Here is a 12994-nt window from a genome sequence, read left to right as displayed (position 1 = left end):
TCGCTCACACTCAGTTAAATTTTCTCGCTGATGCTTCCAGACGTTCCGAATTAGCGAGGATGTTCCTTAAACTTATATCTAAGGCAATTTTATCTTAATGCAACAGCAAACTGTAGGTTAGGCGAAATGAAATGTAACCCAACACCGATTTAATTAACCCGACGCAAACATTACAGGGTTCATCCAATTAATGCTTTCGTAATCATCTACAAACCAACTTGATAAGTCCGATTTAAAACTATCTATGTATTCCTGATTTAGTTCATACATAACAAATCGTCTCTGATTTTTATAAGCTGCTTTTGCGGTGGTTCCAATTCCTGCAAAGGGGTCTAAAACCACATCATTAATAAAACTATAATACTTAATCACTTTTGTTGCCAGTTCCTCTGGAAAAATTGCTGGATGCTTTTTAGAATGAGCAGGATGAATTTCCCAGATATTTGTAACTTCATATTCTCCTTCTATTTTTGATTGTTTAACTAAGTCTTCATCGGGATGTTTACGAATATTCCAATCAATGAGTCTGGGCGTTTTTTTACGATAAACTAAAACATATTCTGTCACAGGAACGGGTTTATATTGTAGGGGGTTTCTATCGGCGGCAAACCGTCGCCCTCTTCCTGTCGCCCAACCTGCTCCTTCTGGTTTTTGCCAGATAATATCATCAATAAATTCAAAGTCTTCTTCCATAAATAGACGATGAAAATCAAAGGGAACTGCAATTCTTTTTGAGGATTCATTTCGGCTTGCTCTTCTCATTAAAACGGGAGCAATATTAATTACAAAAAAACGACCTTCATTTAAGACTCGGTAACATTGATGTATGATTTTTTTCATCTTTAGAAGATATTCTTCATACTCAATATAATCAGCATATTCGGGTCTGGCGTTAAAATAGGGCGGTGAGGTAAAAACTAAATCCACTGATTCGGATGGAGTCTCTTGCAAAAGTTCTTCTGAATCACCCATCCCTACAGTATTACAGAGCGGAGAAATTTTTGGTAAATTGGACTTGTTTTTTTTAGCTTTAATTTCTGATTTTCGACCTCCCATTCTTTCTTCTAAAACTTCTTTAGATGTGGTTTTTTGTTCATTAATTAAACTGGTCTTGGCATCAATTACAATTTCGCCGATCGTTTTCTCATTACTTTTAAGTGGCACTCGCCAAATATGGTAACGATCGTCAATTTCAGGTAAGCCATAAGTAATTACATTTTCCAGTTCAATGGTTTTTAGAAATTCGTTACTGATTGCTTTCGCTTCTTTTACTGTTTTGATTAAATATTGTTCTTTCATTTTGATAGAAATGATTAATTATAATGCCCCCTAATATTAGGTTCAGTAATTGCTTATAATCGGTGTTGGGTTTCGCTTGGCTACACCCAACCTACTTTTTATTATTGATTAAGCGAACTAAATTAAGATCGACTACTTTCAAACATTAATTCCTCCGCCATCTCGAAATTAGCGGTGACATTTTGCACATCATCAAGACTTTCTAAAGCATCCATTAATTTCAGCAACGATCGCGCTTGATCAGGATCAGTCACTTCCACATAATTATTAGCAAGCCAGCGTAATTCTGCTTCTTTTACAGGGAATCTAGCCTCGATTAAAGTGCGATTCAACTGTTCTAAATCAGTCGCTTCTGTAAACACTTCCGCACCTGGATCATCATTCATTTCATAACTTTCGGCACCCGCATCAGCAGAAATTTCTAACAATTCTTCTTCATTAATTTCTCCTTCTAAAATTACCACTCCTTTTTGTTCAAACATCCAACTAACGCAACCCGTTTCTCCTAAATTGCCGCCATTTTTAGAAAATGCCGATCGTAAATCAGCGGCGGTACGATTCCGATTATCTGTTAGTGCTTCAATTAAAACGGCAACTCCACCCGGTCCATAACCTTCGTAACGAATGGACTCTAATTGTGCTTCATCACTATCATAAGTTCCCGCTCCTTTTGCGATCGCGCGGTCAATATTATCATTGGGAATACTGGCAGCTTTGGCTTTTTCGATCGCAGTTCTCAATTGAAAATTCGCTTCGGGATCGGGTCCGCCATTGCGTGCGGCGACAATAATTGCGCGAGAAAGTTGTGTAAATGTTTTCCCTTTTTTCGCATCAACTCGTGCTTTTTGTCGCTTAATATTTGCCCACTTACTATGTCCAGCCATATTTTTGTTATTTGTTATTCGTTATTCGTTATTTGTTCTTTGAATCACGAGTCACGGACGATAAACCAATTTTTAAATGTTCAGGTCAATGACGTTGTAAACTAAGCAGGGTAGGGTTATGATAACTCCCTACTGTTAATGTCTATTGTAGTAAGGAAAGGCTATGGCTCTCGAATATCCTAGCGATTTGAAATACCTTGATTCCCATGAATATGTTCGTGTAGAAGGAGAAACCGCAACGATTGGAATTAGTGCGTTTGCGGTGGATCAGTTGGGTGATATTGTCTTTGTAGAACTTCCCGATGTGGATGACACCCTAGAAAAGGGCGAAACTTTTGGCACAGTGGAATCGGTGAAAGCAGTAGAAGATATGTATGCGCCAGTTTCAGGAACAGTTATCGAACAGAATAGCACGGTAGTTGATGCCCCAGAAACGATTGTAGAGGACCCTTATGGGGCTGGCTGGTTGCTAAAAATCAAACTCAGTAACCCCGATGAAGCAAATGAGGCGCTTTCGGCAGATGAATATCGGGCAAAAGTAGAGGGAGAATAAGAACAGGGGAGAAGAATTCATTTCTCTCGCCAAATTTGTTACAAATTGATACAGGAGGACTCGCTAAGTTTTTTAGTGTAGTAAATACACCCATTTTCTATGGTTAGTTTAGATTCAAAAACAAAACAAACGACAACAAAAAAATCTCGTTCCCCAGTGGATGAGGTGTTAGGGTTAGATGATCAATTTGTGAACCGTCACGTTGATCCCACCCCTAATGAAATTGATCAGATGTTGAAAGAGTTAGGAGTTTCTTCTCTTGATGCGCTGATTGATGAGACCGTTCCCAGTTCGATTCGTTTCCAAAAAGGGTTAAATCTTCCCGAAACGAAAAGCGAACATGAGGCGTTAAAACAACTGAAATCGATCGCGTCCCAAAATCAGGTATTTCGTTCTCTGATTGGCATGGGATACTATGACTGTATCACTCCGGCAGCAATTCAACGGAATATCCTCGAAAATCCAGGTTGGTACACTGCTTACACGCCTTATCAGCCAGAAATTGCTCAAGGGCGTTTAGAAGCGTTGCTCAATTTTCAAACCATGATTAGTGATTTAACAGGGTTGGAAATCTCAAATTCTTCTCTGTTGGATGAAGCAACCGCAGCTGCTGAAGCGATGAGCATGAGTTTGGGAGTGGCTAAAAATAAAGCGAATGCGTTTTTCGTCTCCCAAAACTGCCACCCACAGACGATCGAGCTTTTGCAAACCCGAGCGAAACCCCTCGGTGTTGAGATTATCGTTGGGGATCATCAACAGTTTGATTTCAGTACACCAATTTTTGGTGCGTTACTGCAATATCCGACCACAGAAGGCAAAATCTGTGATTATCGAGGGTTTGTGGAAAAAGTCCACGAACAAAAAGCATTGGTGACAGTGGCGGCTGATCCCCTAAGTTTAGCGTTATTAACGCCGCCTGGAGAATGGGGAGCAGATATCGCGGTTGGCTCTACCCAACGGTTTGGGGTACCGTTAGGGTATGGTGGACCTCATGCTGCCTATTTTGCAACGAAAGAGAAGTATAAACGCCAACTGCCAGGAAGATTGGTGGGTGTCTCCAAAGATACTCAAGATAAGCCGGCGCTCCGCCTCGCGTTACAGACACGAGAGCAGCACATTCGGCGCGATCGAGCCACCAGTAATATTTGCACAGCGCAGGTGTTACTCGCTGTTATTGCTTCCACTTATGCGGTTTATCATGGACCGGATGGGATTAAACGTATCGCCGAAAAAGTCCATCGCATGACTGTCACCCTCGCAGAAGGGTTAAAACGGATCGGTTATACGATTTCCTCTGAGCCGTATTTTGATACGTTGAAGGTGGAAACAGAGCATCAACAACAGATTCTCAACGCAGCAGAAGCTCAGAACATTAATTTGCGGCGTTATGCTGATGGCGCAGTGGGAATTAGCTTAGACGAAACGACAACCGTCGCAGAAATCGTGACGCTGTTACAGGTTTTTTCAGGAAAAGAGACACTTCCCTTCCGTTTAGAGGAATTAGTCCCCGAATTAACCTTTGAGTTTCCAGAAGCCTTTACTCGCACCAGTGACTATCTGACAGAACCCGTGTTTAACCAGTACCATTCGGAAACGAAATTGGTGCGTTATCTAAATCATCTCCAAAGCAAAGATTTGTCTTTGACAACATCCATGATTCCGCTTGGGTCATGTACGATGAAGCTGAATGCGGCGGCGGAAATGTATCCTGTAACCTGGTCAGAGTTTGGAAAAATCCATCCTTTCGCACCGACAGCACAAACCCAAGGGTATCAAACTTTATTTACCCAGTTGCGACAATGGCTGTCTGAAATTACTGGCTTTGCTGATATTTCTCTCCAACCGAACGCGGGAGCGCAGGGAGAATATACAGGACTCCTAGTGATTCGTCAGTATCACGAAACGCGAGGAGAAAGTCATCGTAATATCTGTTTAATTCCAGAATCAGCACACGGAACTAACCCAGCAAGTGCGGTAATGTGTGGGATGAAAGTTGTCCCCATTACCTGTAATGAACGAGGAGACATTGACCTTGATGAGTTACGGGCAAAAGCAGAGAAATATAGTGATAATCTTGGGGCTTTAATGGTGACTTATCCCTCGACTCATGGGGTATTTGAAACAGAGATTCAAACGATTTGCGAGACGATTCACCAACACGGTGGACAGGTTTATCTCGATGGGGCGAATATGAACGCGCAAGTAGGATTATGTCGTCCAGGTGATTACGGCGCAGATGTCTGTCATTTGAACTTACATAAAACCTTCTGTATCCCTCATGGTGGCGGTGGTCCGGGGATGGGACCGATCGGTGTGCGAGAACATTTAGTTCCGTTTTTACCCAGTCATCCTGTGATTGAAACAGGGGGAGAACAGGCGATCGGTGCGGTTTCCGCTGCGCCTTGGGGAAGTCCTAGCATTTTACCCATTTCTTGGATGTTTATCGCCATGATGGGTGCAAAAGGGCTGACTCATGCGAGTAAGGTAGCGATTTTGAATGCCAACTATATCGCCCATCGTTTGGATGATCATTATCCCGTGTTGTATAAGGGAAATAGTGGATTGGTCGCCCATGAGTGTATTATTGACCTGCGTTTGGTGAAGAAAAGCGCCAACATCGGGGTTGATGATATTGCGAAGCGGTTGATGGATTTTGGTTTCCATGCGCCGACGGTTTCTTGGCCCGTTGCGGGAACCATGATGGTTGAACCGACGGAAAGTGAGTCGAAAGAGGAACTCGATCGCTTCTGTGATGCGATGATTGCGATTCGAGAGGAAATTCGCGCGATCGAGTCTGGGGAGGTAGATGCTGAGGATAATCCCTTGAAAAATGCCCCTCATACCCATGAAATGCTAATTGGGGACGGTTGGCAACATTCCTACTCCCGTGAAACAGCCGCGTATCCAGCGCAATGGTTGCGAGATTATAAATTCTGGCCCGCAGTGGGGCGGATTGATAACGCTTACGGCGATCGCAATTTAGTCTGTTCCTGTGTGGGAATGGAAGCATATAAAGAGTAAACTTGTAGGGTGGGCATTGCCCACCTTTTTTAATGAATAATTTGTTATTGGTTATTCTTGCCTAGATAAAAAGTAGGTTGGGTGAAGCTACCGCGTAACCCAACACCAATTATAAGCAATTACTCGAGCCCATTATTATACCATTTTCAAAAAGTCAACCCCTCTATTAAGGGAAAGGGGGGTTTCCCCAAATCTTCACTGTAAGCTGTGCTATTTGCAATTGATTTTCCGGACACTCTTTCTAATTCTTGTGGTAATATCAGGTTCGCTCGATCGATGATAAAGAGTAGGCCCTAGTGAAGCGAAGCGAAACCCAACACACATTATAAGCAATTACCCGAACTTGATATAACTCTAAAAAACAGAGTCTAGAAGAGCCATTAATTAGCTCAGTTTTTCTAATCTCAGAGACTGTATCCTTTTTTTCTAGTTCAGTCTTTAGGATAACTGATCGAATGATTAACTCTGAAGAGTAAATTATATCCAAGAAAGCTAGAGAAATTATAGCCGATTCATCTCTGGAATCACCTTCACTAATGGTTAATTCAGTAATTGCTCTAGCAAGTTTGATTATGCCAAGTGAAAAGATATTGCGTGCTAATAAAATTGACATCTTTATTACTTATTGTTAGCTATTGATTCGATAAAATCTCTCATCCTCTACAATAATTTACACATTATTATATTGAGGTTTTATGTTTATGAAACATTATTAATTCAATTAGAATTATAGCTTGAAATTGATTAAACTATAGACTAGCTTTGATCGTAAACTTATTGTAAAATAATATAATAACACTTCCCTGAAAATTTGAGCAATGAAAGACAAAGTAATTTTGAATTCAACAGCAAACAGAATCAAAAAAAGTAATTATTATAATCCTTTAGCTCAACCTTTTTTAAAGTGGGCTGGAGGAAAAAGAAAATTAATACTTACCATAAAAAAGTACCTTCCTAAAAACTATAATAAATACTATGAACCTTTTGTAGGAGCAGGTGCAGTTTTATTTTATCTTCAACCTAGAAAAACTCTCATTAATGACACAAATTGGGAGTTAATTAACTGTTACCACGTAATTAAAGAAAATCCCGAAGAATTATTAAAACTTTGTCAGAGACATCAAGAAAATAATTCAAAAGAATATTATTATAAGCTCCGTGAAAAAGATCGAGATTCTAGTTTTAAAAACCTATCATCAGTAGAAAGAGCCGCTAGAATTATTTACTTAAACAAAACCTGTTTTAATGGGCTTTTTCGTGTTAACAGTCATGGACAGTTTAATGTTCCCTATGGCGACTATTCTAATCCTGTTATTGCCGATTCAAGTGTAATAATGGCAGTCAATAAATTTCTCAATCAAAAATCAGTTGAAATTTGTAAAGATGATTTTCAGAACGCTGTTACATCTGCCAAAAAAGGGGATTTTATTTATTTTGATCCTCCCTATCACCCGATTTCTAACACATCTTCTTTTACAGGATATAATATCAATGGTTTTGGCGAAAAAGAGCAGGAGCGACTGAAGCTAGTCTGCGATCAGTTATCTGATCGAGGTTGTTACGTTTTAGTTAGTAATTCAGATACCCCTTTTATTCGTGAACTGTATGGTGATTACCGATATAAAATTGAAGAAGTTAAAGCTGGACGTGCCATCAATGCTGTTGGCTCAAAGCGAGGAAAAATTGGAGAGTTATTAATTCATAATCAGTATGAGTGCAAATCTGTTTAAAAAAAATGATCAGGCTTGGAAAACTTTATTTCATGAGGAAAAGATATTAGAGAACATAGAAAAATATGGTTACTTCCAGATTTCATCTGAAAGAATCAATCAGGAACGCGAAGCACGTCTGATGACCAAATTTGATCATCAGTTTCAGCGTCCGAAAATTTTCAAAGACAATAATCTTTCTATACAACCTAATTCTAGAGGAAGATATGTTATTGGAGCATTTTCTAGCTATTTTTCAATTCCTGAAAATAAAGCATCGTTTGATGTAAAATATCTGCAATTTCCTCCTCATATCAAAACCATCGTCCCCAATCTAATCAGTTCCGAATCATCGGCAATTCTATGTGCACATCTTTCTGGTATGCTAGAGGAAATTTTGGGAGAAGAAACCTATTTTACGGTATTTGGCAGAATGTCAACAGGAATCTTTGACTATAAAATTGATAACCTTAAAACTGGTGGGTCTAATCAAATTAGGGTAGAAAATGCTCAGTGTGAAATTGACGGTGGATTTGAAGGAGAAAGTAAGTTTGCAATAATTGAGGCTAAGTGTCAATCTGTTGATGATTTTATTGTTAGGCAACTTTATTATCCGTATCGAGCATGGGAATTAAAAGTCAATAAAGAAATAGTGCCTATATTTCTTTCTGTTTCTAATAATATTTTTACGTTTTATGTCTTTAAGTTCCTTGATTCCAGTCGATATAATTCTATTCATCTAGAATCAGTTCATAGATATTGTATTGGACAATATGAAATTGAGTTGTCGGATATTAGAGAAATTATTAAAAATATACAGAGATTTAAAGATGATAAAGATTTAACATTTCCCCAGGCTGATACTTTCATTAGAGTGATTGACCTTTTAGAAAAGTTGTATGTTAATGAAAGTCCGCTAAGGAAGGAAGAAATTACAACAAATTATGCCTTTGATGTCAGACAAACTGATTATTATATTTCAGCAGGAATATATCTCGGACTATTTGAAAAACTACGAAATAATGGTAGTGTTTACTATAGCTTGAGTCCTAGAGGTAAAGAAATTATCGAGCTTGACCCAAAAAGGAGAAATCTTGAGCTAGTAAAAACTATCCTATCTTATAAAGTTTTTTATCTTATTCTATGTGAATATCTAAATAGTAGTGAAAAACCAAAGCGAGAAAGAATTATAGAAATAATGAGGGGTCATGTTGAGGGGCTAAATCAAAATACTATATCTAGACGCGCACAAACGGTTGAAAAATGGATTAAGTGGATTCTTGAACTAACATCTACATAACGAGTTATTAATATTAGTAAGGAGGGTTGGGGGGATCACTGATCACTCTTTCTGTTTTAATGTCAGTTTCAGACAATTGCTTATAATTGGTGTTGGGTTTCGCGTGGAGACGTTCCTGTTACTGAGCTTGTCGAAGTATGGAACGTCTCTACCCAACCTACTTTTGAGCGCGAACCTGACATAAGCCCCAAATATTGGGGATTATAGGGGGCTAATCATCAAACCGTCCGCCACGAAAACCGCGACCACGACCGCGACCGCGACCACGACCCGCGCGACGATCTTCCATTAACTCGGCAAACTCTTCTCGTTGTTCTGGGGTTAAAACTTCTCGCATTTCTAACATACTTTCAAAACGCAAATCAGACATTTCTTGACGAAGTGCTTGCACTTGTTGATGTTGACGACGAACTTCACTGGTAGAAGCATCATCAGTCATCAGGTCTCGTAAGGTTTCATAAGCATCAGAAAGCGCTTCTTTCTGTTCCATTAAACGCGGTTGATATTCGCTGCGGATACTTTGCAATTGATTTCTTTGCGTTGCGGTGAGATCGAGTTCTTCCATCAGGTTTCCTCGTCTTCCTCCTCTTTCAAAACGTTGGGCAGTTAACTGAGACTTTTCTGGAGAGGAAACATCAGAATAAGTTTCTGCAAAAGCGCTGGTTGCGCTGAGAGAGAGTAATAAAACGGTTAAAAGTGAAATACGACGAAAAGACATGATTTTTACCTCTAATTAGATGATTTTGTTTTTTCTGTGGTTAACGTTTGCCAACTGGTATCACTGGGAGGAGGAGTGGTCACTGCTTCCCAGTTTTCTGTGAGGAAGTGTTCTAACTCTGCGCTGGGTTGAGGAGAATAAAAAGTGGGTTGTAACAGCCGAACGCTGGTAAATAGCAGTAACACACTGGCTGCAATCACGCCACCAAAGGCAACTTGAGGGAAAGCAACGACTTTTTCTCTTTGGGGTTCAATTTCGACGTGCGCCATGATCTCGGCTTCTAAATCCACTTTTGGCGGTGGCGGCGAAGAGTTATATTGACGGATAAAGTTAACTAAACGATCGTCAGAATTGTGACTCATAAAACTACTCCTTGCTGTTCTATAAATTCTCGTAGTGCCTTACGACCATGAAACAAACGGGATTTAACGGTTCCGGTGGGAATGTCGAGAATTTTGGCGACTTCTTTTTGGGGGATGTCTTCTAAGTCGTGAAGGACAATCACCGCTCGTTGTTCAAGATTAAGGGCTTTTAATCCTTGTTGCACTAGGTCTTGGTAGTACATCTGATTAAGATCAGGATTATTTAGTGATAAATCTTGCCAAGAGAGAATTTGATTTTGTTCTCGTAATTGAGCAAATGCTCGTCTCTGGTCACAAGCAACATTCCAACAAATACGATACAGCCAAGTGGAGAAGGTTTTCGGTTGACGCAGTTTGGGTAGCCCTTTCCACGCTCGGAAAAACACTTCTTGCACTAAATCGTCTAACATGGATTCGCCACATAGTTGATAAAGGGTGGAACGCACTCGTGTTTGATAGCGCCGATAAAGAAGCCGAAACGCGGCTCGATCGTTGTTTTGACAACGTTTGATAATTTCGCTGTCAGTGATGTTAGTGTCTTGTTCGGTTAACACACACTCTATCTCCCCAAACCAATTGATGCACCCGTTTAGACAAGAAGGGAGAGAAAAAGGTTCAATCTGTTCTCACAGCAATCTGTTCTGAATTGGTGAGAAGCCGATTAACTGAGTTCCCCCAGACTTGGGGGCTAGGGGGCGATGATTTCTTGACTGAGTTCCCCCAGACTTGGGGGCTAGGGGGGATGATTTCTTAACTGAGTTCCCCCAGACTTGGGGGCTAGGGGGCGATGATTTCTTCTGTAATTTCGCTCTTGTTTAATGTTGGGAACTTCCTGATCAATTTAAAGTCAAGGAAAAGCGCGATCGAACGTCAAAAGAGCAATAGTATAATTACGGAAAACTGTAATCTAAAATGAATTAAACAGGTCTTTAAAATCGAGGGAAAAACGATGAAAATTCTAATGATTTCGGCAATATTGCCCTCTCCTTACACGCCACATTCGATTCCCACACGAACATTTAATTTGATGAAAAATCTCAGCAAACTTCATCAAATTACCCTCGTTGCCCAACATTATCAAATGGCAAAAGATACCCATATTGAAGCGTTACGGGAATGGATAGAAGATTTGGTTATTTTTCCTCAAAATCAAGAACCTACTCGCCGAGGAATTGTTAGTCGAGCGAAAAGATTAGGACAACTCTTAAAAGCGGGAACACCACAAAGCGTTTTATCCTATTATTCCCCAGAAATGCAGCAATGGATTGATGAAAAGGTTAGGGAAAAAGCCTTTGATGTTATTACCTGTGAACACAGTATCAATGAAACTTATGTTCGTTCCGAATGGCAAAATCAAGTGAGAACAGTTATTAATATTCATGGTTCAATTTACGGCACTTGTCAGAAGTATCTCGATCGCTCAACTGCTGTTAAAAAGAGCATTCGGGAACAATTAAACTTACCATTGCTCCGACGTTATGAACAAAATTATTGTTCTAAATTTTCTCCCTTACAAGCGATGGCTGTTGGTGTGCCTTTAGTTGCCAATGATCGGGCGTTAGAAGGCTTAAAAGTGGATGGAGCAACGGTTAATCTAGCGGCGATGCGATCGAATCGTTTAGAGGAATATATTTACGCCATCGGGCGTTTATTTAAAGACAAACAATTGCGAGAAAAACTCTCTCAAAATGCTCGTAATTTAGTCGAGAAAAATCATAATTGGCAACGCATTACAGAACAATATGAAAAAATCCTCACCGCTAATGTTAATCATCGAGAAACCACCCGATCGCTCAGTTGACGTAAAGTTTGATCGAGTTCTGAATTTTGTTCTCTGTGTTGGGAAATTTTTTCGCAACTATACATCACGGTAGTATGGTCTTTTCCCCCGAATACTTCTCCAATTTTAGGTAGGCTTAAGTTAGTATATTGGCGCATTAGATACATTCCAATTTGACGGGCTGAACTAATTTCTCGCCGACGGGAACTCCCTTTTAAGTCTTCTCTAGAAATGTTAAAGTATTCTGCAACAATTTCTAATATGGTCTCAGGAGAAGCGGTAACTTTTTCCGTTCTTGGGTTTAAAACTGAAGCCACATTTTCTAAAGTTAATGGTAATCCCGATAAAGATAAATGAGCAACAACTTGAGTTAAAGCTCCTTCTAATTCTCGAATGTTAGAAGGATAATTTCTCGCGAGATATTCGACAATATTTGCAGACAAAGGAAGCTGATCATACTCTGCTTTTTTCTGGATAATTGCCATTCTTGTTTCGAGATCAGGGGGTTGAATATCCGCAATTAATCCCATAGCAAATCGAGACGAAAGTCTTTCTGAACAACTGGGGATTTGTTTGGGAGGGCGATCGGACGCTAAAACCACTTGTTTTCCCGCTTCGTAGAGGGTATTAAAGGTATGAAAAAACTCTTCTTGAGTGTATTCTTTTCCTTCAATAAATTGGATATCATCAATCAGCAAAATATCGGCGGCGCGATAATGATCGCGAAACGTTTGCATTTGATCGCGCCGAATAGCGTTAATTAAATCATTAGTAAACTGTTCAGTTGAAACATAAAAAACATGAGATTGGGGATATAATTCTAAACGGTAGTGACCGATCGCTTGTAATAAATGAGTCTTTCCTAATCCCACACCGCCACAAATAAAAAGGGGATTAAATTCTCTTCCTGGATATTCAGCGACTGCTAAAGACGCAGCATGAGCCATCCGATTATTTGAGCCAACGACAAAATCGGAAAAGGTATGTTTAGGGCTAAGGCTATTTTCAAACGCTCGATCGGTTGATAAACTATTATTAATATACTCTTCGCTTTGTTTCCACCAAGTTAAAGGAATTTCTTCGGCGTTAGCGTTAGCAACAGAAGCGGTAATCACTTTAATGGTTAAACTAGAGTTAGTCAATTCTTGAGCCGTTTTTGTAATTAAAGATAAATAGTATTTCTGTAACCAATTACGGGAAAAAGGGTTAGGCGCACAAATGATTAAACAGTTATTATTAATACTTTGCGGTGTTACTGTTTCTAACCAAGTCTTATAAGTTGGCGGACTCAATTGAGGTTTTAACTGTTCAAGAATCTGTCGCCAGATTTGCTGTGCTAAATCATCCATTATTACTTATAGATCAAAA

11 protein-coding genes are annotated in these 12994 nt (G+C 39.7%); 5 read left to right on the top strand and 6 right to left on the bottom strand.

Translation table 11 applies throughout. The features are described from left to right. Positions 1–153 precede the first annotated feature (153 nt). Together DACSA_RS00240 and DACSA_RS00235 are read right to left on the bottom strand one after the other, a co-directional pair. Positions 154–1299: a DNA-methyltransferase gene (locus tag DACSA_RS00240; protein ID WP_015227849.1), complete on the bottom strand. Its 1146-nt coding sequence runs from the start codon at positions 1297–1299 to the stop codon at positions 154–156. A gap of 122 nt (positions 1300–1421) precedes the next feature. Next, positions 1422–2183 (bottom strand): YebC/PmpR family DNA-binding transcriptional regulator, encoded by a 762-nt coding sequence (locus DACSA_RS00235; protein WP_015227848.1) that lies wholly within the window; start codon positions 2181–2183, stop codon positions 1422–1424. A gap of 163 nt (positions 2184–2346) precedes the next feature. Here DACSA_RS00235 and gcvH point away from each other — a divergent pair, with 163 nt between their 5' ends. The 4 genes from gcvH (at position 2347) to DACSA_RS00210 (ending at position 8766) form a co-directional block, all read left to right on the top strand. Continuing rightward, positions 2347–2736 carry a glycine cleavage system protein GcvH gene (gene gcvH, locus DACSA_RS00230; RefSeq protein ID WP_015227847.1) on the top strand — a complete coding sequence of 130 codons (390 nt, stop codon included), beginning with the start codon at positions 2347–2349 and terminating at the stop codon, positions 2734–2736. A gap of 99 nt (positions 2737–2835) precedes the next feature. After that, a complete protein-coding gene (gcvP, locus tag DACSA_RS00225) occupies positions 2836–5757 on the top strand; it encodes an aminomethyl-transferring glycine dehydrogenase (protein WP_015227846.1) in 2922 nt (973 codons plus the stop codon). Between the two features lie 818 nt (positions 5758–6575). Next, positions 6576–7487 (top strand): DNA adenine methylase, encoded by a 912-nt coding sequence (locus tag DACSA_RS00215; protein ID WP_015227844.1) that lies wholly within the window; start codon positions 6576–6578, stop codon positions 7485–7487. Further along, positions 7468–8766: a type II restriction enzyme gene (locus DACSA_RS00210; RefSeq protein ID WP_015227843.1), complete on the top strand. Its 1299-nt coding sequence runs from the start codon at positions 7468–7470 to the stop codon at positions 8764–8766. Before DACSA_RS00215 ends, DACSA_RS00210 begins: the two co-directional genes overlap by 20 nt. Before the next feature lie 211 nt (positions 8767–8977). Here the strand turns inward: DACSA_RS00210 and DACSA_RS00205 are convergent, their stop codons facing one another. The 3 genes from DACSA_RS00205 to DACSA_RS00195 are packed head-to-tail and all read right to left on the bottom strand — an operon-like array spanning position 8978 to position 10400. Beyond that, positions 8978–9484: a Spy/CpxP family protein refolding chaperone gene (locus DACSA_RS00205; RefSeq protein ID WP_015227842.1), complete on the bottom strand. Its 507-nt coding sequence runs from the start codon at positions 9482–9484 to the stop codon at positions 8978–8980. An 11-nt stretch (positions 9485–9495) separates the two neighbouring features. Continuing rightward, positions 9496–9846, bottom strand: a complete 351-nt coding sequence (locus DACSA_RS00200) for a hypothetical protein (RefSeq protein ID WP_015227841.1) — start codon at positions 9844–9846, stop codon at positions 9496–9498. After that, positions 9843–10400, bottom strand: coding sequence for a sigma-70 family RNA polymerase sigma factor (locus DACSA_RS00195; RefSeq protein ID WP_015227840.1), 558 nt, complete (start codon positions 10398–10400; stop codon positions 9843–9845). Before DACSA_RS00195 ends, DACSA_RS00200 begins: the two co-directional genes overlap by 4 nt. A 395-nt stretch (positions 10401–10795) precedes the next feature. On the opposite strand from DACSA_RS00195, the gene DACSA_RS00190 reads away from it, so the two are divergent. After that, positions 10796–11647 (top strand): glycosyltransferase, encoded by an 852-nt coding sequence (locus DACSA_RS00190; RefSeq protein WP_015227839.1) that lies wholly within the window; start codon positions 10796–10798, stop codon positions 11645–11647. Here the strand turns inward: DACSA_RS00190 and dnaA are convergent. Beyond that, entirely contained in the window at positions 11617–12975 is a 1359-nt protein-coding gene (gene dnaA, locus DACSA_RS00185; RefSeq protein ID WP_015227838.1) for a chromosomal replication initiator protein DnaA, read from the bottom strand. The two genes, DACSA_RS00190 and dnaA, sit on opposite strands and share 31 nt — an antisense overlap. Positions 12976–12994 lie beyond the last annotated feature (19 nt).

The sequence above is a fragment of the Dactylococcopsis salina PCC 8305 genome, assembly GCF_000317615.1.
Taxonomy (GTDB): Bacteria; Cyanobacteriota; Cyanobacteriia; order Cyanobacteriales; family Rubidibacteraceae; genus Halothece; species Halothece salina.
Note: the sequence above shows the minus strand (reverse complement) of the source record. Positions and strands in the feature narration are given on the sequence as shown.